General features: G+C 74.4%; 22 protein-coding genes. 16 read left to right on the top strand and 6 right to left on the bottom strand.

What is annotated here, in order from left to right:
* Positions 1–27: 27 nt before the first annotated feature.
* Genes FHX71_RS11875 through FHX71_RS11860 form a run of 4 tightly spaced genes read right to left on the bottom strand, consistent with a single transcriptional unit; the run spans position 28 to position 3,482 of the window.
* Positions 28–768 carry a MerR family transcriptional regulator gene (locus FHX71_RS11875; protein ID WP_182616443.1) on the bottom strand — a complete coding sequence of 247 codons (741 nt, stop codon included), beginning with the start codon at positions 766–768 and terminating at the stop codon, positions 28–30.
* 5 nt (positions 769–773) lie between these two features.
* Complete coding sequence (locus tag FHX71_RS11870) at positions 774–2,015, bottom strand: glutaminase (RefSeq protein WP_182616442.1); 1,242 nt, start codon at positions 2,013–2,015, stop codon at positions 774–776.
* A gap of 55 nt (positions 2,016–2,070) precedes the next feature.
* Positions 2,071–2,814, bottom strand: a complete 744-nt coding sequence (locus FHX71_RS28830) for a nuclear transport factor 2 family protein (protein WP_220489661.1) — start codon at positions 2,812–2,814, stop codon at positions 2,071–2,073.
* On the bottom strand, positions 2,811–3,482 hold the full coding sequence (locus FHX71_RS11860) for a hydrolase (RefSeq protein ID WP_182616441.1): 672 nt from the start codon (positions 3,480–3,482) through the stop codon (positions 2,811–2,813). Before FHX71_RS11860 ends, FHX71_RS28830 begins: the two co-directional genes overlap by 4 nt.
* Before the next feature lie 127 nt (positions 3,483–3,609).
* Between FHX71_RS11860 and FHX71_RS11855 the strand changes: the two genes are divergently transcribed.
* On the top strand, positions 3,610–4,545 hold the full coding sequence (locus tag FHX71_RS11855) for a LysR substrate-binding domain-containing protein (protein ID WP_312877089.1): 936 nt from the start codon (positions 3,610–3,612) through the stop codon (positions 4,543–4,545).
* Positions 4,546–4,613: 68 nt separating this feature from the next.
* Here FHX71_RS11855 and FHX71_RS11850 read toward each other — a convergent pair whose 3' ends face one another.
* Positions 4,614–6,149: an alpha/beta hydrolase gene (locus FHX71_RS11850; RefSeq protein WP_182618656.1), complete on the bottom strand. Its 1,536-nt coding sequence runs from the start codon at positions 6,147–6,149 to the stop codon at positions 4,614–4,616.
* 284 nt (positions 6,150–6,433) lie between these two features.
* Here FHX71_RS11850 and FHX71_RS11845 point away from each other — a divergent pair, with 284 nt between their 5' ends.
* Positions 6,434–6,805, top strand: coding sequence for a nuclear transport factor 2-like protein (locus FHX71_RS11845; protein WP_182616439.1), 372 nt, complete (start codon positions 6,434–6,436; stop codon positions 6,803–6,805).
* 26 nt (positions 6,806–6,831) lie between these two features.
* Here FHX71_RS11845 and FHX71_RS11840 read toward each other — a convergent pair whose 3' ends face one another.
* Positions 6,832–7,779 (bottom strand): helix-turn-helix transcriptional regulator, encoded by a 948-nt coding sequence (locus tag FHX71_RS11840; protein WP_246402537.1) that lies wholly within the window; start codon positions 7,777–7,779, stop codon positions 6,832–6,834.
* 522 nt (positions 7,780–8,301) lie between these two features.
* Between FHX71_RS11840 and FHX71_RS11835 the strand changes: the two genes are divergently transcribed.
* The 14 genes from FHX71_RS11835 (at position 8,302) to FHX71_RS11770 (ending at position 20,975) form a co-directional block, all read left to right on the top strand.
* Complete coding sequence (locus FHX71_RS11835) at positions 8,302–8,529, top strand: hypothetical protein (protein WP_182616438.1); 228 nt, start codon at positions 8,302–8,304, stop codon at positions 8,527–8,529.
* Positions 8,526–8,831, top strand: a complete 306-nt coding sequence (locus FHX71_RS11830; RefSeq protein WP_182616437.1) for a hypothetical protein — start codon at positions 8,526–8,528, stop codon at positions 8,829–8,831. Before FHX71_RS11835 ends, FHX71_RS11830 begins: the two co-directional genes overlap by 4 nt.
* 77 nt (positions 8,832–8,908) lie before the next feature.
* On the top strand, positions 8,909–9,883 hold the full coding sequence (locus tag FHX71_RS11825; RefSeq protein WP_182616436.1) for an LLM class flavin-dependent oxidoreductase: 975 nt from the start codon (positions 8,909–8,911) through the stop codon (positions 9,881–9,883).
* Between the two features lie 30 nt (positions 9,884–9,913).
* The gene (locus FHX71_RS11820; protein ID WP_182616435.1) at positions 9,914–10,720 is read left to right on the top strand and encodes a dTMP kinase; all 807 of its coding nucleotides are present in this window, start codon (positions 9,914–9,916) and stop codon (positions 10,718–10,720) included.
* 67 nt (positions 10,721–10,787) lie between these two features.
* Positions 10,788–11,855 (top strand): MSMEG_0568 family radical SAM protein, encoded by a 1,068-nt coding sequence (locus FHX71_RS11815; protein WP_182616434.1) that lies wholly within the window; start codon positions 10,788–10,790, stop codon positions 11,853–11,855.
* A 1-nt stretch (position 11,856) separates the two neighbouring features.
* Positions 11,857–13,275 carry an MSMEG_0567/sll0787 family protein gene (locus tag FHX71_RS11810; RefSeq protein ID WP_182616433.1) on the top strand — a complete coding sequence of 473 codons (1,419 nt, stop codon included), beginning with the start codon at positions 11,857–11,859 and terminating at the stop codon, positions 13,273–13,275.
* A 96-nt stretch (positions 13,276–13,371) separates the two neighbouring features.
* Positions 13,372–13,893 (top strand): MSMEG_0572/Sll0783 family nitrogen starvation response protein, encoded by a 522-nt coding sequence (locus FHX71_RS11805; protein ID WP_182616432.1) that lies wholly within the window; start codon positions 13,372–13,374, stop codon positions 13,891–13,893.
* Between the two features lie 22 nt (positions 13,894–13,915).
* Entirely contained in the window at positions 13,916–14,818 is a 903-nt protein-coding gene (locus tag FHX71_RS11800; protein WP_312877024.1) for a carbon-nitrogen hydrolase family protein, read from the top strand.
* Entirely contained in the window at positions 14,811–15,113 is a 303-nt protein-coding gene (locus FHX71_RS11795) for an MSMEG_0570 family nitrogen starvation response protein (protein ID WP_182616431.1), read from the top strand. The genes FHX71_RS11800 and FHX71_RS11795 overlap by 8 nt, the downstream gene beginning before the upstream one ends.
* Positions 15,110–16,423 carry an MSMEG_0569 family flavin-dependent oxidoreductase gene (locus tag FHX71_RS11790; protein WP_182616430.1) on the top strand — a complete coding sequence of 438 codons (1,314 nt, stop codon included), beginning with the start codon at positions 15,110–15,112 and terminating at the stop codon, positions 16,421–16,423. The genes FHX71_RS11795 and FHX71_RS11790 overlap by 4 nt, the downstream gene beginning before the upstream one ends.
* 22 nt (positions 16,424–16,445) lie before the next feature.
* Positions 16,446–17,330 carry a carbon-nitrogen hydrolase family protein gene (locus FHX71_RS11785; protein ID WP_182616429.1) on the top strand — a complete coding sequence of 295 codons (885 nt, stop codon included), beginning with the start codon at positions 16,446–16,448 and terminating at the stop codon, positions 17,328–17,330.
* Positions 17,331–17,351: 21 nt separating this feature from the next.
* Positions 17,352–18,530 carry an MSMEG_0565 family glycosyltransferase gene (locus tag FHX71_RS11780; protein ID WP_182616427.1) on the top strand — a complete coding sequence of 393 codons (1,179 nt, stop codon included), beginning with the start codon at positions 17,352–17,354 and terminating at the stop codon, positions 18,528–18,530.
* Positions 18,481–19,971, top strand: a complete 1,491-nt coding sequence (locus tag FHX71_RS11775) for an AMP-binding protein (protein WP_182616425.1) — start codon at positions 18,481–18,483, stop codon at positions 19,969–19,971. The genes FHX71_RS11780 and FHX71_RS11775 overlap by 50 nt, the downstream gene beginning before the upstream one ends.
* A gap of 80 nt (positions 19,972–20,051) precedes the next feature.
* A complete protein-coding gene (locus FHX71_RS11770) occupies positions 20,052–20,975 on the top strand; it encodes a universal stress protein (RefSeq protein WP_220489659.1) in 924 nt (307 codons plus the stop codon).
* Positions 20,976–20,989: the final 14 nt, after the last annotated feature.

Here is a 20,989-nt window from a genome sequence, read left to right as displayed (position 1 = left end):
ACTCAACCCCGGTGCGAGTGACCCGGGTCACTCCCCGCCGGGCAGGGCCAGCCGCCGCTGGACCCTCCGCAGGACGTCGCGCTGCGCGGGCCGGAGCGTGCGTTCGGTCAGCTCGTCCAGCAGGCCCGCGGCCCGCGCGTCGACCGGCGGCAGGTGCGCCAGCCGTGCCAGCGCCGTCCGGAGCCGCGTCACCAGGTCACCGACCAGCGCCGTGACCTCGTCGTCCGGGGTGTCCTCGTCCAGGGCGTAGAAGCGCGCCGTCAGCGCCGCCGACACGGCCGGCTCCTCGTCCACCTCGCCGAGCAGCGCCGCGAGGACCGCGGGGTCGCCCCGGCCGATCAGGTGCCCGGCCAGCACGAGCTGCTCGTGCTCGTAGCGGACCATGTCCGCGGGCAGCCCGGCCGCCGGGTCGGTCCGCCAGGCCGAGAGCTCCGGGGGGAGGTCGGGCGGCGCGCCGGTGCGACGCAGCGCCGCGATGTCGGCCCGGCGCGCCGCCAGCCGCTCGATGTCGGCGGCGGCCCGGCGGTCCAGCTCGTCGAGCAGCTCCTCGGCGGCCGCCGCGTCGTCGAGCACCTCCGGCAGCGCGGACAGCGGGATGCCGAGCGCCGTCAGCCGCGTGATGCGCAGGAGCCGCACCAGGTGCCCGACGTCGTAGTGCCGGTAGCCGCCGGACGTGCGCGGCGGCTCGGGGAGCACCCCGACCTGGTGGTAGTGCCGCAGCGTCCGGACGGTCACGCCGGCCAAGCGGGCGAGCTCGTTGCTGAGCACGCCGGTCAGACGACGTCCGGGTAGGTGCCGTCGCCCAGGTCGGGGAACGGCAGCACGCCCGACGGGTCGTGGACGCCGACGCGGCGCCCGTCCAGCCGCAGCCGCCGCAGCCCTTCGAGCGTCATCCGGCGGCCGAGGTCGGTGAACAAGTGCACCCGGGTGACGTCGAGCACGACGTCGTCGACGTCGCCCGTGCCGTCCGTGGCGGCCATCAGGTCCAGCAGCTCCGTGGCCGCGGTGACCTGGACGTTGCCCCGCAGCGCGAACGTGACCGTGCCGTCCGACCGGACCACGTCGACGGCGTCGGCCCGGCCCTGGTCGGAGGCGAACAGGTGCATCCCCATGTCGCGGGACAGGCGCTCGAAGGCGAGGCGCCCGCGGTGGCTGTTGCCGTGCTGGTCCAGCCGCGGCGAGAAGGTGCCGATGCCCACCCGGTCGGGCAGCACGCCGACGATGCCCCCGGCGACGCCGCTCTTGGCGGGGATGCCGACGCTGACGAGCCAGTCGCCCGCCCCGTCGTACATCCCGGCCGAGGCCATCACCGCCATGACGTGCCGGGCGACGGCGGGGTCCATGAGGCGCTCGCCGGTGACCGGCTGGATGCCGCCCGTGGCGAGCGTCGCCGACATCACGGACAGGTCCCGGACGGTGACCAGCACCGAGCACTGGCGGGTGTACCCCTCGACGAGCGCGGGGACGTCGCCCTCGACGACGCCGTAGTTGCGCAGCATGTGGGCGATCGAGAGGTTGCGGTGCGCCGTGCCGAGCTCGGAGGTGCACACCCGCTCGTCGATCCGCAGCTCCCGCCCGGCCAGCCGGGAGAAGAACGACACGGCCCGGTCGACGCGCTCCTCCGGGCCGGCCCCCGGACCGGCCAGGAGGGAGTGCGTCGTGATGGCACCGGCGTTGATCATCGCGTTCTTCGGCCGGTGCGTGGCCCCGTCGAGCGAGAGCTCGTCGAAGGCCTCGCCCGACGGCTCGACCCTCACCGACTCCAGCACCCGGTCCAGGCCGCGGTCGATGATCGCGGCCGCGTACGCGAACGGCTTGGAGATGGACTGGATGGAGAACTCCGTGTCGGCGTCGCCGGCGGCGTACGTACGACCGAGGGTGGTGGTCAGCGCGATCCCGAAGCGTTCCGGGTCGGCCTCGGCCAGCTCGGGGATGTACGTCGCGTTGGCGCCGCTGGTGTCGCCGCGCAGGCTGTCCAGCACCTCGTCCAGGTAGTCGGGCACGGGGGTCTTCATGGGGCGTCTTCCTCGGGTCGGGCGGGGGAGGCGTGCGGGGCCGGTGGCCCCGCGATCACACCATAGGGTGACCGCTCACCGTCGACCCTGCCGGGACGAGGTCCTGGACGACGTCCCAGTGCTCGACGATGCGGCCGTCCTCCAGCCGGAAGACGTCCACGATCACCGCCGGCCCGGCCGTCCAGCCGTGCACGATGCTGTGCGTGAACACGAGGTCGCCCTCGGCCGCGGTGCGCTGCGGCTCCCAGGTGAACCCCTCCAGGCCGGGCACGGCCGAGCGCAGCGTCCCCAGCCCGTCGGGCATCTGCGGGCTGTGCTGCACGTACGGCTCGGCCCAGTACCGGTCCAGCGCCGTGACGTCCTTCTCGGCGAAGAGCTCCCGCATCGCGGTGAGCACGGTCTCGGTGTTGCGCCGGGCCCGTTCGGCCTGTTCGGCCCGTTCCGCCCGGCCGGCGCGGTCCGCCGCGTCGGCCTCGGCGACGGCGCCGGTCACCTCGGTGATGGTGCCCACGAAGGTGTAGAGGGTCCCGTCGACGGTGACGTTGGAGTGCAGGGTCGCGTTCGCGAAGTCCTCCACGTGCGTCACCGTCGCGCCGCTCGCCTCGGTCCAGGAGTTCAGGTAGACGCCGTCCCGGATCTCCTTCAGGTCGAGCGTGACCGTCTCCGCGTGGCCGTTCGGCGCGAGCCCGCCGCCCTCCTCGACGACGAAGCTGCCCTGCGACGCCGACTCGAAGGTGAACCGCACCTTCAGCCAGCCCATGTCGAACCGGTAGGTCCTGCCGATCATCCGCACGGTCATCGTCCCTCGGTCGGCGTGGTCGGCGTGGCCGGCGTGGCGAGGAGCTGGAGCTCCCAGGCGAGCGCGACGCCGGTGGCGCCGCCGTGCTCGAACAGGACCGGCCCGAGCTGGTCGGCGGTCTCCGTACGGGCCCAGTCGCGCTGCCACTCGGCGGACACGACCATCCAGGTCAGGGGCACGACGCCGGCCCGCTCCATGCGGCGCACCGCCATGTCGTGCGCCTCGGCGGAGACCCCGCCGCTGGCGTCCGTGACGACGAAGACGTCGTACCCCTCGGCCAGGGCGTGGAGGGCCGGCATCGCGACGCAGATCTCGGTCCAGAGCCCGGCCAGGATCAGCTTCTTGCGGCCGGTCCGCTCCACGGCCTCGACCACCCGGCGGTCCTCCCAGGTGTTGATGGAGGTGCGGTTGATCGGCTCCTGGTCGGGGAAGACGTCCTGGACCGCCTGGATCAGCCGGCCGCCGCGCTCCTCGATGACCGTGGTCAGGATGGTCGGCACGCCGAACACCTTGGCGAGCTTGGCCAGGCCGACGGTGTTGTTCACGACCAGGGTCGGCTCGTGGCTGTGCAGGTTGGCCACCTGGAAGGGCTGGTGGTCGATGAGCACCAGCACGCTCTCCTCGGGGGTGAGCAGGGCGTCGAGGCCGACCTTGGGGGCTTGCGTCACGATGGTTCCTCACGGTGTGTCGGGTCAGGTCCCGGGCAGGGGAACGAGCCCCTCCCGTGGCGTGGACGACGCTAGGCGGACCCTCCGGCGGGCGTCCAAGACTTGTCCCGACGTCGGACGATAGGATCTGCCTATCGATATCAGCCCGCGCGTCCTGCGCTACTTCCTGGCCGTGGCCGAGGAGCTGCACTTCGGCCGTGCGGCCACCCGGCTCTATATCTCGCAGCCGTCCCTGAGCCATCAGATCCGCCGCCTCGAGGAGACCCTGGAGACCCCGCTGTTCGTGCGGTCGAGCCGCCGGGTGCGGCTCACCGCCGCGGGCCGGGCGCTGCTCGAGGAGGCGCCGACGGCGCTGGCCGCCCTGGAGCAGGCCGTGCAGCGCACGCGGCTGGCCGGGTCGGGGACGGCGGCCACCGTCCGGCTCGGCTACACGCCGGTCTCCAGCCTCGACACGCTGACCACGCTGCTGGACGCCCTCCAGGACGACCACCCCGGCCTCACGGTCGAGGCCCGGGAGCTGTTCAGCGCGGAGATCCCCGAACGGATCAGCGCCGGCGAGCTCGACGTCGGCCTCGCCCTCTCGCCGCCGCCCGTCGACGGCGTGGCCGCCGAGGCGTTGCGCCGGGAGCCCGTCGCCGCGCTCCTGAGCACCCGCCACCGCCTCTGCGCCGAGCCCACCATCCCGCTGTCGGCACTCCGCGACGAGACGCTGCTCCTGTTCCCTCGTCGTCTGGCCCCGGCGTACTACGACGGCATCGTGGCGGCGTGCAAGGAGGCCGGCTTCGTGCCCGACATCCGCACGTTCGAGGACCCGCCCGTCAACGGCATGCTCGCCCGGCTCTCCGGCGGGCGCGAGGTCGGCCTGGCCCCGGCGTCGTTCGCGGCGCGGGCCGCGAAGGCCAGCGCGCACGTCACGGTGCGCGAGATCGTCGGCTCGCCCGTCACGGCCGAGCTCTCGGTGCTGTGGCTCGCGGACGACGCGGCGCCCGCCGTCGCCGGCGTGCTCGCGACGGCCCGCCGGACGGCCGGGCGTCTCGGCTGGCTGCCCGCCGTCGTCCCGTAGCGGCGCCGCTACGACGTAGCGGCGCCCGCCCCGGGAACCGGGACGGGCGCCGCGTCGAGCTGACTACCTCAGGAGGCGCGGCAGAACATGTCGCGCCGCGGCAGCTCGCCGTCCACCAGGAACGACGTCGCGGTGTTCAGCGCGCAGGCGTTGTCGTCGAAGACGTAGACGCCGTGCTCACCGGCGTCGACGCTGACCAGGCTCGCCCGGTCGCCGAACGCCTCGCGGACCAGCTCGCCGCCGAGCAGCGGGGTGGCCGGGTCGCGGAGGTTCTGCAGCACCATGACGTTGCGCGGACCCTCCGGGTTGACGTCCAGCGGCGGGTCCACCGGGTCGTTGTGCCAGAAGGCGCACGGGTTGATGTTGGCGGACGCCGCACCGAACAGCGGGTAGCGCTTCCGGTCGGTCTCGACGTCCTTCTGGTAGGTCGAGAGGTCCTCCGGCCACTCGGTGTCGTTGCAGGTGTAGGCCAGGTACGAGGACAGGGCGTTGTCGCTGGGGTTCGGGACCGGCTCCGTCGCCTCAGCCGGCTCGGTCGCCGCCGCCGCCGGGTCGGCGGGCACGCTGGTGTCGAGCTGCTCCGCCTGGCGCAGCGCGGCCTCGGGGTCGCCGACCTTCAGCGACTGCCACATCTGGGCGATCGTCGCGAAGGGAGCGTCCTTGTAGGTGCCGAGGAACGTGTAGAGCCGGAACTCGGTACCGCCGAAGCCGGGGACCGGCTGCTCGTCGTACTGCTTCGCCAGCTCGAAGTACGTCGCACGGACCTCGCGGGGCGTGCTGCCGAGCCCGTAGCTGTCGTCGCGCTTCGCCGCCCACTTCGTGAAGTCGGGGAAACGCTTCTCCAGGCCGAGCCCGAACCGGCGCTGCGTGTCGCGGTCGAGCGAGGTGCCGCCCATGTTGCTGTCCACGAGCACGCGGTCGCTCCGCTCGGGGAACAGCGAGGCGTACGCCGCGCCCAGCCCGCTGCCGTACGACAGGCCGAAGAAGCTCATCTTCTCCTCGCCGAGCGCCGCACGGATCGTGTCCATGTCGCGCGCCGCGTTGGCCGTGGTCATGTGCTGCATGCGGCCCTCGGGGTCGTTCGCCGCGCACTGCGCCGCCACGTCCTTGACGACCTCGGCGTGCGCGGCGACGCCCGCGGCGTCGACGGCGTACGGCGGGATGTTGCTCGTGTACGCCTGCCCCAGGGTGAACCCGCAGCTCACGGGCGAGGACTGGCCCACACCGCGCGGGTCCATGCCGATCACGTCGTAGGCGTTCAGCACGCTGTACGGGATGCCCCGGTCGTAGAGCTCTCCCGGCAGGCTCAGGCCCGAGTAGCCGGGGCCGCCCGGGTTGGTCAGCAGGATGCCCCGCCGCTCCGTGGGGCTGACGCTCGCCATCCGGGAGATGGCGATCTCGATCTGCTCGCCCTCGGGCTCGTCGTAGTCCAGCGGCACCGGGATCGTGGCGCACTCCAGCGGCAGGGTGGTCGCCACGCCGGCCGGACACGCGGCCCACTCCGGCGCCGCCGGCGGGTCGCTGTCGCCGGCGGCCGGCGTGGCCGCCAGCAGCCCTCCGGCGATCCCGGCTGCCGCCGTCAGGGTCAGGCCGTACCTGATCATTCGTCGCACGTGCACACCTCTTCGTCTCGTCCAGAACGGATGGGCCGACGGCGGTGCGTGACGACCGTCGCCCGGGCACCATCCGATCCCGGGCCGGGCGCGCGGGCCAGTGCGCCGATGTCACCCGTCGCGATGACATTCCTGGGTGAAAACAGTGACACCGCGTCATATCGGACGCCGCCGCGTGACCGGCGGGTAAACATTCCTGGCCTGTTCCGGCCAGTGGCCCCCACCGGTCGCCGCGGCCCTTGCCCCGGGTGGGTGCGGGTCGCTAGACAGCCCTCATGCACGCGGGAGGAACCGTCCAGGTCCGGGCGGAGTCAGCGGTCCGGGTCGCCGTCGTCGAGCTGCTCGCGGCGCGGGTCGCCGGGGCGTCGCCCGGCGAGCTGGCGCCGCGGTTCGGTGCGGGCGTGGACCTCGGGCTGGCTGGTGTCGGCCTGCTCGGCGAAGCGCTCGCGGTGGAGCACATCGACCTCGACACCATCCGCGCCGAGGGGGACCGGGCCGTGGCGACGGGCACCGGCCGGGCCCGGGTGCGCGCGACCGGGGTCGCCCTGGTCGGCGAGTTCGCGCTCGACGTCGCCGTCGGGCCCGATGGGCTGATCAACCGCTACGACGTCCTGGAGGACCGCTGGACCGCGGCGGGCCCGGAGTGACGGGCCGCCCGGGCTGGGCCCGGGCGTCAGCGGAGCAGGGTCTCCGTCGGTCGTTCGTCGTAGGCGCCGCGGTACGCGGTCGCGAAGTGGCCGAGGTGGATGAAGCCCCAGCGGCGGGCGACGGCCGCGACGGTGGTGGCGTGCGGGTCGGCCCGCAGGAGGTCGCGGTGGGCCCCGTCGAGGCGGGCTCGCCGCAGGAGCATGCTCGGCGTGGTGTCCAGGTGGCGCCGGAACGCCACCTGCAGCCCGCGCGTGGACAGGCCGACCGCGTTCGCGACGTCGTCGACGGTGACGGGCTCGTGCGCGTGGTCGTCGATGTACGCGACAGCCCGGCGGACGACGGCGGGCACCGCGCGGCGTACGTCGAGGTCGGGAAGGTCGGACAGCACGACGTTCGGGAACGTGTGCAGCAGGGTGAGCGCGAGGTGGTGGAGGAGCGAGCGCTGCAGGATCGGGCCGGACAGCGTCTCGCTGTGGTCCCGCATCGTCCTGCTGACGAACCGGGCGGTGTCCTGCCAGAGGCGGTCGTGCGCGGCGTCGATCGGACCGCCCGCCGTGAACAGGTGGGACGGCTGAGGCCGGCCGGCGAGGCTGGAGGCCACCGAGCGGACGTAGGCGCGGTCCACCGAGAATCCTTCGACATCCAGGTGGTCCCACCGGATGCTGACCGGTGAGGCGTCGTCGAACAGCACCCCGCCGGCGAGCGGTAGCTCGTGCCCGGCGTGCTCCAGCCGGCCGGCTCCGTTCAGGGTGAAGGCGAGCACCTGTTCCGGGGAGGCGAGCTGTCCCTGGCCGGCCCAGTCGATGGTGTGGTCGACCCAGGACAGGTCCGGCATCACCGCGGTGCGCAGCACGAAGTCGCGGAACATCGGCAGGGGGCGAAGCGCCACGCCCGGGAAGAGACCGTCGATGAGCTGCTCCATCGCGGTCGGGTCGTGTGCGTGCAGCACCGCCGTCGTGACCCCGTTGCCCATGGGGCGATCGTGGCCCTGACCTGACTTCAGTCGCATCCCAACGCGCGGGAAAAAGGGGTGAAGTCGTGGCCGTGCGCCCGTGGGCACCACGGGTGCGCCGCCGGGCACCTGGCGGACGGCGGTGGGGGGCGCGTGTCCGGCGCACGTGCGGGCGTGCCGGTCGATCACGCATCGTGGGCCTCTGAACTGGCAAGATGTCGTCGCGCGGCCGACGGCGAGCCGATGCCGGCTCGGTGCGCCCGGGCCCGCTTCGGTGCCTGTCGTATCCGAATGCATCGGCTCCGGGCCGTTCGGGCCGCTCCCGCGTCCGGGTGAGCCGTTTCTCGCGGGCGACGACCCTGGCAGGTTCGTATCGTGGGGGCGCGTGCCCTGGCGTCGCAGGGGGAGATCTCTCAAGGTTGAGACCGCACGCGATCCCGGATGCAGCCGGGGTTTCCAGTACGACGGCAAGGCGCCCCGCCTCCCCAGAGGGCGGGGCGCCTTGTTTCAGCGCAGGTTCAGCTCTGTGACTGGAGGTCCGTCGTGAAACCGCTGTTCGATCCGTCGTCCGGTGATCTTGAGAGGCTGATTCTCAGCTTCGAGCGTCAGGGCTGGCTGGTGCTGCGCAACGAGAAGTACTGGACGGCACGGTGCTCGTGCGAGTCGAAGCACTGGAAGCTGGTCCAGGTCAGCCCGCGCGCTCGGAACTACGGCAACAACGTGCGCAGGAAGCTGCGACGCGACACCTGCTGGATGGGCGCGCTGGTGTGAACCTCGACCTCGTGCTCGAGTTCACGGCCCTCGGCAGGCGCACCGACGACGAGTTCGAGGACTGCCTCGAGCGCACCGTCCGGATGCTCGGCGAGATCGACCGGGACGACATCGACGTCTCCGCGGCCCTGGCGGCGCGCCTCGCCACCTTCACCGTGTTCGACGTCGACGTGCTGCGGCCCGGCATCGGCCCCTTTCTCACCGCGGTGTGGTCCGCGCTGCGCTTCGCGGGGTGCGCGGGCCGCGAGCCGCTGCCCGACGCGCGGTGGGTCGCCCGCGAACGCCAGCTCACGCTCTCCTGAGCGCGGGGTCTCGCTGCCCGTGGTTCCGGCCGGCCGTACCGGGAAGTGCCCAGGTCCCCGCGTGGTTGACGCCTCACGTGAGGCTCTCCCTGCTGGACCGCTCCCGCACCCGTACGGGCTACCCCGACAGCGCTGCGCTGAACCACACGATCGAGCGGGCGGTGTCGGCCGAGCGGCTCGGCTACCACCGGTTCTGGGTGGCCGAGCACCACGCCGTGCCGGGGATCGCCTCGGCGTCGCCGCCCGTCCTGCTCGGCGCGCTCGGGGCCCGCACCACGAGCATCCGGATCGGCTCGGGCGGGGTGATGCTGCCGCACCACCAGCCGCTGGTGGTCGCCGAGCAGTTCCTGATGCTCGACGCCCTCTACCCGGACCGGGCGGACCTCGGCGTGGGGCGCACCCTCGGCTTCACGGCGCCCGTGCGCCGGGCGCTGCGGCACGGGTCGGACGCCCCGGACACCTTCGTGGAGGACGTCGAGGAGCTGCGCTCCTACCTCGACGGCACGGCGGCGGTCACCGCCCGGCCGGTCGCGGACCGCACCGTGCCGGTCTTCGTGCTCGCCACCGGGCGGGGACTCGCCGTCGCCGCGCGGCTGGGGCTGCCCGTCGTCGTCGGCGGGCCGTTGCTCGACCGGCCCGAGCTGACGGACGCGCTCGCGGCCTACCGCAAGGAGTTCCGGCCCTCGCCGCGCGCGCCGGAACCGTCGGTCACGGTCTCGACCGACGTGCTGGTGGCGGACACCGACGCCGACGCCCGCGAGCTGGCGCTGCCGGAGGCGTGGGCGATGGCCCGGTCCCGGCAGACGGGCGAGTTCGGCCCGCTGGAGCCCGTCGCGGCGATCCGTGCCCAGACCTGGACCAGCCAGCTGCGCGAGCGGGTCGAGTCGCAGCTCGCGCAGGGCGCCGTCGGCTCGGCCGCCACGGTGGCGCGCCGGCTCGACCGGCTGGCGGAGGCCACGGGGGCGGAGGAGATCATGGCGTTCAGCTCGACCTACGACCGTGCCGCGCAGGCGGCCTCCGACGTCGCGCTGCGCGAGCTGGTGCACGGCTAGCCTGCCTGGACCCGTCCCAGGAGGAGCAGCATGACGACGACGCAGCCCAGCCCATACCGGATCGTGCTCGAAGGCATCGACGGGGTGGGAAAGTCGACGGTGGTCCGTGCCCTGCGCGACGGCCTGGAGCCGGAGCGGTCCGTGCTGCCGGAGACCATGGCGCCCGTGACGCTCGACCTGTTCAGGGCGTACGGGCGGGATGTGCACGGAGCCCCGCAGGCGTACTGGTCGGCGGTGTCGAGACGCACGAAGACGCAGGTCTTCCTGACCGAGGGCGTCGTGCGCGCCACCTACCTCGCCGACGCGTACGGGGCGTACGAAGTGGTGCTCCACGACCGGTGGTGGCAGACGTTCCAGGCGTACTCGGAGCCCGAGGACTTCGACGACCGGTGCGCGTTCCTGCGCGACGCGCTCCCGGACGTGGACCTGGTCCTGTACCTGCGCGGCGACGTCGAGGCGTGCGCGGCTTGCCTGGTCGCGGACGACGACTGGCTCGTCCGCGAGGTGGGCGCCGACTCGATCGTCGCGTTCCTCCAGCGGCTCCAGGACCGGTACGACGCGCTGTTCGCCGACCATCCGGACACGGTCGTCGTCGACGCCGGGGTTGGTGGGCCGGACGCGGTGGCCGAGGCGGTGCTCGCCGAGATCTGCCGGCGGCTGCCGGCGTCGCGGGGCGCCGCGGAACGGCCCTCGGTACCCACGCGCTTCGCGCACCCCGACCCGCGGGACGTGGTCGCCGTCCTGCTCCAGGATCCCGTCACGAACGACCGTGAGTTCTTCGACTACCTGCGGTCCCGGTTCCCGGATCACCGTCAAGGACCGGTCGCGAAGTTGTAACACCAAGTCACATGTTCGTATTCCGAATGAAACCAAACGGTAAAAACTGGCACCTCTACTGGTTGCCATGTCGCCCACCGATCAGCTCTCCACCCGAGTGAGCCTCGCGCTCCTCGGGGTGCGCAGCGACGCTCCGGTCCGCCGTGCCGGCGGTGCGGGGCCGAGCGACGACGGACACTTCGTCATCGGCGGTGCGGGTGCCGCGATCCCGCTCAACCCCGACAGCCCGTACGTCGTCACGCAGGGTCGCCTGACCCTGGACGGCGCGGACCTCGGGATGGACGTGGAACCCGTCACCCGCCCGCGATTCTATGACCTGGTCACTTCTGACGGGACCCCCTACGACAAGATCGCCAAGCTGCACGGCAAGGACGTGCTCGCCACCACGGTGGTGCAGACGTGCGTGCGCTACGACGAGAGCGAGCGGTGCCGGTTCTGCTCCATCGAGTCCTCGCTGCGGTCGGGCACCACCATCGCGGTCAAGACGCCGGCCATGCTCGCCGAGGTGGCCCGCGCCGCCCACGAGCTGGACGGCGTCTCGCAGATGGTGATGACCACCGGCACCTCCAACGGCTGGGACCGGGGCGCCAAGCACCTGGCCCGCTGCGTGCGCGCCGTCAAGAAGGCGGTGCCCGGGCTCCAGGTCCAGGTGCAGTGCGAGCCCCCGGCCGACCTGCGCGCGATCACCGACCTGTACGAGGCGGGCGCGCGGTCCATCGGCATCCACGTCGAGTCCATGGACGACGACGTGCGCCGCCGCTGGATGCCCGGCAAGGCGACCGTCTCGCTCGACGAGTACCGCGCCGCCTGGCGCGAGGCGGTGCGCGTGTTCGGCCGCAACCAGGTCTCGACCTACCTGCTCGTGGGCCTCGGCGAGGACCCGGACGAGATGGTCGAGGCCGCGGGGGAGCTCATCGAGATGGGCGTCTACCCGTTCGTCGTCCCGTTCCGGCCCCTGGCGGGCACGCTCGCCACCGACGTCGACGGCGTGCCCGCGCCGCACCGCGCCCTGGTCGCCGACATCACGCGCCGCGTCGGCGCGCTGCTGGGCGCCGCCGGGATGCGCGGGGCCGACCAGAAGGCCGGCTGCGCCGCCTGCGGCGCGTGCAGCGCCCTCTCGCAGGTCGGGGGCTGACATGCTCGACGTCCCCACCCTGACCGGCGCGGCGCTGCCGTCGGCCGCACCCTGGACGGTCCGCCCGGCCGAGCCGCGGCACGTCACCGCGTACCGCGCGCTGCGCCGCGACGTGTTCGTTGCGGAGCAGGGCCTGTTCGACGGGCACGACCTCGACCGCACCGACGAGGACGACCGCACCGAGGTGCTGGTCGCCGTGGACGCCGCCGACCGCGTGCTCGGCGGGGTGCGCCTCGCGCCCGCCGTCGAGGCGCTGGAGGCCGCGGGCCGGGACATCGGCTGGTGGACCGGCAGCCGGCTCGTCGTCGCCCGCGGGGCGCGCGGCGCGGCCGGGATCGGCGCCGCCCTGGTCCGGGCCGCCTGCGCCCGGGCGGCCGAGCTCGGCGTGCTGCGCTTCGAGGCCACCGTCCAGGTCCGCAACCGACCGCTGTTCGACCGGCTCGGCTGGCAGGCCTGGGGCACTGCCGACGTGCAGGGCCGGCCGCACGTGCTCATGCGCTGGCCCGTCACCCGCGCGGCGGACCTCGTGGCCGCCACCAAGTCCGCGCTCGCGGCCCTGGTCGAGCCGCTGCGCGAGCACACCGGTCCCGCCGCGCTGGGCGGCGCCGGGTTCGTGGGTGACGACGGCGCCCCCGTGCCCGGCACCGACGTCGTCGCCGCGTGCGACGCGATCCTGCCCGCGATGATCGAGCGCGACCCCGAGTGGGCCGGGTGGTGCGCGGTGCTGGTCAACGTCAACGACCTCACGGCCATGGGCGCGCAGCCCACGGGCCTGATGGACGCGCTCGGCGCGCCGACGCCGTCCTTCGCGCGCCGCGTGCTCAACGGCCTGCACAGCGGCTCCCAGGCCTGGGGCGTGCCGGTGCTCGGCGGGCACACCCAGCTCGGCGTCCCGGCTTCCTTGTCGGTCACCGCGCTGGGCCGCACCGACCGCCCCGTCCCCGGCGGCGGCGGACGCGCGGGGCACGCCCTGTCGCTGACCGCCGACCTGTCGGGCGGCTGGCGCCGGGGCTTCGAGGGCCGGCAGTGGGACTCCACGTCGTCGCGCACCGGGGCCGAGCTGCGGCACCTGGCCGGCACCGTGGGCGCGGCCCGCCCGCACGCCGCCAAGGACGTGAGCATGGCCGGCGTCGTCGGCACCACCGCCATGCTCGCCGAGGCCTCCGGGACGGGAGCCACGATCGACGTCGCCGCCGTGCCCGCGCCCGACGGCGCCGCGGCGGGGGACTGGCTCACCTGCTTCCCCGGCTTCGCGATGCTCACCACCGACCCGCCCGGTACCGGGCGCATGACCTCGCCCCTGGCCACGACCGCCGAGTGCGGCGAGCTGACCGCGGAGCCCGGCGTCCGCCTGCGCTGGCCCGACGGCGAGACCACCGCCGCCGTCGACGGCCCGGCCACGGGCCTGGGCCGCGCCTGACGGCACTACCGGCCGCGCCTGAGACGCGCCCACCTGAACCGCACCACCCACCATCCGCACCACCACCCGGGACCCGTCCCGACCGAAGGAGCACCCATGTCGTACGACGAGCAGATCCAGGCCAACATCGACGCCTCGCTGGCGGAGATCCCGCACCCGTCGCTGCCGAAGGGCAGCAGCCTGTACGGCTCCACCAAGATCTTCCCCGACTACCAGGCGGAGCCCGGCCAGGCCTACTTCACGCTCGTGCACGGCATCGCGCACGAGTCGTCGGTCAGCTTCGTCGCGATCCTCCAGGCCACCCGCGCGCTGCGGAAGGGCTTCGAGTCGGCCATCTACTTCTACGGCCCCGGCGCGATCAACGCCCTGGACACCCGCGGCTTCCCGACCACCGGCGACAGCGCCTTCCCGGGCGAGCAGAACATCAACGACGCCCTGAAGACGTTCATCGGCGAGGGCGGCACCGTCTTCTGCTGCCGCTTCGGCCTGTCCCTGCACGGCGCCCGCGAGGAGGACCTCATCGAGGGCGTGATCCCCGCGCACCCGCTCGACGTGCAGGACGCGGTGATCCACTACGCGCGCAAGGGCGCCATCATCAACTCGACGTACAACCTCTGAGACCGACCGGAGGAGCAGCGCAGTGAGCATCACCGTGGCCGCCGTGTCGGCCAACTTCACGCGGGACCTGGAGCAGAACTACGCCCTGATCGAGCAGCTGCTCGGCGAGGCACGTGCCCAGGGCGCCCAGCTCGTCGTCTTCCCCGAGGCCTCGATCGGCGGGTACCTCTCGTCGCTCGGCAACCACGGGGACACCGTGCGCACCACGGCCCGCTCGCTGCCGCCCGCGATCAGCCTGGACGGGCCGGAGATCCGGCGCGTCCAGGCGCTCGCGGGGCAGACCGTGGTCTGCATCGGGTTCTGCGAGCTCGACGCCGACGGCGAGACCCGGTACAACGCCGCGGTCTGCCTCGACGGGGAGCGCGTGTACGGCTCCTACCGCAAGGTGCACCAGCCGCTGGGCGAGAACATGTCGTACGCGGCGGGCGACACCTACCGGGCGTTCGACACCCCCGTGGGCCGCATCGGGCTGCAGATCTGCTACGACAAGGCCTTCCCGGAGGCCGCCCGGGCACTGGCTCTGGACGGCGCGGAGATCGTGGTCAGCCTTTCGGCGTGGCCCGCGGCCCGCACCGCCACCGCCGAGGACCTGCAGCAGGACCGGTGGACGTACCGGTTCAACCTCTTCGACGCCGCCCGCGCGCTCGACAACCAGGTGTTCTGGATCGCGTCCAACCAGTCGGGCACCTTCGGGTCGCTGCGCTACGTCGGCAACGCCAAGGTGGTCGACCCGGGCGGGAACGTGCTGGCCACGACCCTGCTGGGCGCGGGCCTGGCGGTCGCCGAGGTCGACGTCGAGGGCACGTTCCGCGCCATGCGGGGCGGCATGTTCCACCTGCGCGACCGCCGCCCGGACCTGTACGGCGCGATCACGGCCACGGACGCGCCCGAGGCCACCCGCTGGACGGAGGCGGCCCATGCCTGAGATGACGTTCGACGTGCGCTGGCCCGACGGGACCACGGCGAGCTGCTACTCGCCGAGCCTCGTGATGCACGACCACCTCCAGGCCGGGTCCCGGTACCCGGTGGCCGACTTCGTGGAGCGCTCCAGCAGGGCCCTACAGGAGGCGAGTGACCGGGTGCGCGCCCGCTACGGCATGGGGTGCGCGTCCGCCGCGCAGCAGGAGGCCGAGATCCGGCAGACGGCGTCCGCGTTCGACGACGCCGCCGAGGTCGAGGTGCTGCGGATGGAGCCGCCGCTGCCGGGAGGTGCCGCATGACGCCCGCACGCGTGCGGGACGGCGCCCACCACGACGTGCTCGTCGTCGGCGGTGGGCAGGCCGGCCTGTCGCTGAGCCACCACCTGGTGGGGGCCGGCACCGACCACCTCGTCGTCGAGCGGGACACCGTGGCGCACGAGTGGCGCGACGGCCGCTGGGACGCGTTCACCCTGGTCACGCCCAACTGGCAGTGCCGGCTGCCCGGCTACCCGTACGACGGCCCGGACCCGGACGGCTTCATGCGCCGCGACGAGGTGCACGCCTGGGTGCGCCGCTACGCGGGCACGTTCGACGCGCCCGTCGCCGAGGGCGTCGCCGTCACGCGGCTCGCGCCGCGTCCGGGCGGCGGTTTCGAGGTCACGACGACGGCGGGCACGGTCACGGCCGACGCCGTCGTGGCCGCCGTCGGCGGGTACCACGAGCCCGTGGTGCCGCCGTGGGCGGACCGCCTGCCCGCGCGGGTGGCGCAGGTGCACTCCCACGAGTACCGCTCCGCGGACGCGCTCCCGGACGGGCCCGTGCTCGTGGTCGGCACCGGCCAGTCCGGCACCCAGATCGCCGAGGACCTGCTGCTCGCGGGCCGCGAGGTGCACCTCGCGGCCGGACGCGCGCCCCGCGTCGCGCGCCGGTACCGCGGCAAGGACTGCATGACCTGGCTCGCCGAGATGGGCGTGTACGACGTGCCCGTCGCCGCGCGTGGCCTGGCCAAGCGCGAGTCGACCAACCACTACGTGACGGGGCGCGACGGCGGGCGCGACATCGACCTGCGGGACTTCGCCCGCCGGGGGATGCGCCTGTACGGACGGGCCACGGGCGTGCTCGACGAGGGGGTGGACGGCACTCTCACCTTCGCCCCGACGCTGGCGCACGACCTCGACCACGCCGACTCGGTCGCGGAGTCCATCAAGGACGACATCGACCGCTGGATCGCGGCCCAGGGCATCGACGCGCCCGCCGAGGACCGGTACGTCCCCGTGTGGCGGCCGGAGACGGAGCCCGAACGGCTCGACCTCGCCGGGATCGCGGCCGTCGTGTGGTCCGTCGGGTTCCGGGCGGACTGGTCGTGGCTCGACGAGCTCGCGCCCGAGGTGCTCGACCACGAGGGGCACCCCCGGCACGTCCGCGGCCTGAGCCCCGTGCCCGGCCTGTCCTTCGTGGGCCTGCCGTGGCTGCACACCTGGGGCTCGGGCCGGTTCCTGGGGATCGCGCAGGACACCGAGCACGTGGCCGCCGAGGTGGCCGCCTGGCGCGCCGGCGGGACGTGGGCCGGCCCGGCCGAGCAGGCCCTCGACCTGCCCGCCGCGGGATGACCGAAGACCTACGCTGTCGCACATGCCTACGACGACCATGGGCGCGGTCGCGGCGCACTTCGGCCGCGACATCGACCGCACCCTCGCCAAGCTCCCCGGTATCATCGAGCAGGCCCGCGAGCGCGGCGTCGACCTGCTCGTGCTGCCGGACGCCACGATCGGCGGGTACCTGCACGACATGTACCACCCGGCCGACGAGCCGCTGCCGCCCGCGGTCGACCTCGACGGGCCCGAGGTCGCCGCGGTCCGGCAGATGGCCGGCGACATGGTGGTGTGCTTCGGCATCGCCGAGCGCGCCCGGGCCGACGGCGCCGAGGTGCGCTACAACACCGCCGTCTGCGTGCACGGCGACGGCGTGCTGGGCGTGCACCGCAAGGTGCACCTGCCGCTCGGCGAGTCGGAGGCGTACCGGCCCGGCACCGGCTTCGACGCCTTCGACACCCCCGTGGGCCGCATCGGCATGCTCATCGACTTCGACAAGACCTTCCCGGAGTCGGCCCGCTCGCTCGCGCTCGACGGCGCCCAGGTCATCGCGTGCCTCAGCGCCTGGCCAGCCAGCGTCACCGACCGGTCCGACCGGCTGCGCAACGACCGCCAGGCCCACCTGTTCGACCTCTACGACTGCGCCCGCGCCGCCGAGAACCAGCTCTACCTGGTCTCCGCCAACCAGACCGGGGTGCTCGGCGGGCTCCGGTTCCTCGGCCAGGCCAAGGTCGTCGACCCCGCCGGCGAGATCGTGGCCAAGACCTGGGCCAAGGGCGGGCTCGCCGTCGCCACCGCCGACGTCGAGGCCGACGTCGCCCGCGCCCGCCGCACCATGGACCACCTGCGCGACCGCGTCGAGAGCGCCTACACCCTCACCGCGCGACCCGCCCCGGAGCCGGACCCGAGCCGCACGTCCCCCTGAACCCCGCCCGAACGGAGCACGATGCGCATCGCCCAGACCACGTACTCGACCCGGCCCCGCGGCGGTGTGGTGCACACCCTCGCCCTCGCGGAGGCGCTGGCCGCCCGCGGGCACCAGGTGACGGTGTGGACGCTGGGCCGCGGCGGGGACGACGCCTTCTTCCGGCCCGTCGACCCGTCCGTCGAGGTGCGCGTCGTGCCGTTCGCGCCGCGCGACGACGAGAGCGTGGGCGACCGCATCGAACGCTCGATCCAGGCGATGGCGGCCGCGTTCGACCCCGCGGGGTACGACGTCGTGCACGCCCAGGACTGCATCTCCGCGAACGCGCTGTTCGCCCCTGCGGCTCCCGGGGCTGGTGCGCCCCCGCTGGTGCGCACCGTCCACCACCTGGACGACTTCACCACGCCCCGCCTGGTCGAGTGCCACCAGCAGGCGATCGTGCGGCCGGACGCCCGGCTCTGCGTCTCCCGCGCCGTCGCCGACGAGGTGCACCAGGGCTACGGGCTGGAACCCACCGTCATCCCCAACGGCGTCGACGCCGCCCGGTTCGCCCGCGCCGCCGGGCCCGACGGTGCCGAGGCCCGCGCCCGGTGGCGCGCCGAGCTCGGCCGGTACGTGCTGGCGCTGGGCGGCATCGAGCCCCGCAAGGGCAGCATCGACCTCCTCGACGCCTTCGCCCTCCTGCGCGACGACCACCCCGACCTGAGCCTCGTGCTCGGCGGCGGCGAGACGCTCTTCGACTACCGCCCCTACCGCGCCCGCTTCGACGAACGCTGCGCCGAGCTCGGCATCGAGCCCGTCGTGCTGGGCACCCTCGCCGACGACGACGTCCCCACCCTCGTGGCCGCCGCCGACGCCCTCGGCTTCGTCTCCACCAAGGAGGGCTTCGGCCTCGCCGCCATGGAGGCCCTCGCCGCCGGCGTCCCCGTCGTGGCCCGCGACCTGCCCGTCACCCGCGAGGTGTTCGGCCCCGCCGTCGCCTACGCCGACGACGTGCCCGGGATCGCGGCGGCGCTCGCGGCCGCGGTCGACGGGACGCTGCCCGTGGACGCCGCCGCGGGCCGGGCCCTGGCGGCCCGGCACAGCTGGGCCGGGGCCGCGGCCGCCCACGAGCGCTTCTACGAGCGGGTGGTGCGCGAAGGGGGCGACGGTGGTCACGAGCTCGATCTCACGGATCGTCAGCCGGCTCGCCGAGGCTGACCCGGACCGGGTCGTCGCGGTCGCCGTCGGTGCGGACGCCGATCAGCGCCTCACCGCCGCAGGGCTCGACGCCGCCGGCGACCGGTACGCGCGGGAGCTGCTGCGGCGCGCCGTGCGCCGCGACGACCTCGTCACGGTCGCGCTGCCCAACGGGCTGGAGATGCTCGCGGCGTGCGTCGGCGTGTGGCGGGCGGGCGCGACACCGCAGCCCGTCTCACGCGGGCTGACTCCGGGGGAGCGGGCGGCGGTCGTCGCGGCGGCCCGGCCCACCGCCGTGATCGGGTTCGAGGCGGACGGCGTGCCGAGCCTCCCCGACGGCTTCGGCCTGCGCGGCACCGGCCCCGTGCCCCGGGGCGACGACCAACCGTTGCCGGACGCCTGGGCACGCTCCTGGAAGGCGCCGACGTCGTCGGGCAGCACGGGACGGCCCAAGGTGGTGCTCTCCACGACGCCCGCCCGGATGGACCCGGAGCGCCCCGTCGCGGACTTCCTGCCGCTGGGCGCCACGCAGCTCGTCGCCGGCCCGCTCACGCACTCGGCGACGTTCACCTACGCGTTCCGCGGGCTGCTCACCGGGCACCGGCTGGTGATCCTGCCGCGGTTCGAGGAGCGGGCCGTGCTCGACACGATCGAGCGGCACGGCGTCACCTGGGCGCTGCTGGTGCCCACGATGCTGCACCGCCTGCTGCGGCTGCCCGCCGCCGAGCGCGACCCCGCCCGGCTGCGGACGCTCGAGACCGTGCTGCACCTGGGGTCGCCGTGCGCGCCCGCGCTCAAGCGGGCGGTGCTGGACTGGCTGGGCCCGGAGCGGGTCGTCGAGGTCTACGCCGGCAGCGAGTCCAACGGGCTGACGATGATCCGCGGCGACGAGTGGCTGGAGCGGCCCGGGAGCGTGGGCCGCCCGGTCGGCGGCACCCGGGTGCGGGTGCTGCGCGACGACGGCGCCGACGCCGCTCCCGGCGAGACCGGCCAGGTGTGGCTGCACCGCGGCCCCGACCCGGCCTACCGGTACCTGGGTGCGGCGGGGCGCCGTCGGGCCGACGGGTGGGACACGCTCGGGGACCTGGGCCATCTCGACGCCGACGGGTGGCTCTGGGTCACCGACCGGGCCGACGACGTCATCGTGCGCGGCGGCGAGAAGGTCTACCCCGTCGAGGTCGAGCGCGTGCTGGAGGAGCACCCGGCCGTGCGCGGCGCCCTGGCGTTCGGCGTCCCGGACGACGAGCTGGGCCAGCGGATCGAGGCGGTGGCCGACATCGCCGGGGCCGCCGTCGGGGGCGAGGAGCTGCGCGCCTTCGCCGCCGCGCGGCTGGACCCGGCTCGCAGTCCCGCGCGGGTGCGGGTGACCGACGAGCCGGTGCGCGACGACGCGGGCAAGGCCCGGCGCGGGGACTGGGCGGACCGTTCGGCCCCGCTGGACCTGCCGGACCGTCAGGGCTGAGATCCGGGGGCCGAAGGTCCCGGCGGACGGGTGACCGCCGACCCTGCCGGAGGCGCCGGCGCGCGGAGCAGCCTGAGGGCATGAGGACCGGGCAGCAGCCGGCCCCCGTCCTGGTCGCCGTGGACGGGAGCGGGCGCAGCGCGGGCGCCGTCCGGTACGCCGTCCGGGAGGCCCGGCTGCGCGGCAGCACGGTGCGGCTCGTGCACGTGGCGCCGACCACGCTCCCCGAGGGCGGCCTGTGGCCCTCCGTGGGCCGGGAGGTGGAGGACCTCCGGAGCTCCGGCGAGATGGTCCTGGACCGCGCCGTCTCGCGGACGAGCAGCGCCGCCCCGGACGTCGAGGTGGACTCCCTGCTGTGCCGGGGTCCCCGGGTCGGTGAGCTCGTCCGGGCGTCCGCGACGGGCGCCCTGCTGGTCCTGGGGCGCGAGACGCGGCACGGGCTGGAGCGCCTGGTCGCCGGGGCGACGACAGCGGGCGTCGTGGCGCGCGCCGGCGTGCCCGTGCTCGTCGTCCGCCCCGACTGGCGCGAGGACGACGCGACCGGGCTCGTCGTGGGGGTCAGGTCGTACCCCGGCGACAGCGAGCTGCTGGCGCACGCCTACGCCGCGGCCGCCGTCCGGCACGCCACCCTGCGCCTGGTCCAGGTCGCCGACGTCGGCGACCTCGCCCCGGACGCGGTCGAGGGCGCGGACGTCGACACGGCGGTCGCTGCCGGGAACCGCATGCTGCGGGAGGCCGTGCGCGACTGGTCGGCAGCCTTCCCCGAGATCCCCGTGCAGAGCACCGTGGTGCCGGGCAAGCCCGCCGACGCGCTGGTCGAGGCCGCGGCGGAGGCCGAGCTCCTGCTGGTCGCCCGCCCGCACCGGGACCTGCGGCACCCCGTCCGGCTGGGGCGGACGCTGCGGACCGTCGTGCGGACGTCGGGTACCCCGGTCGAGGTGGTGCCGCTGTCGCGCGACCCGGCCCCGGCGCCGTCGTCGTCCAGTGCCCGGGCGACCTCCTGACGTGCCGGGAGCCG

The organism is Promicromonospora sukumoe (genome assembly GCF_014137995.1).
In the GTDB taxonomy this organism is placed as follows: Bacteria; Actinomycetota; Actinomycetes; order Actinomycetales; family Cellulomonadaceae; genus Promicromonospora; species Promicromonospora sukumoe.
This window is presented reverse-complemented; position numbering and strand designations above follow the sequence as displayed.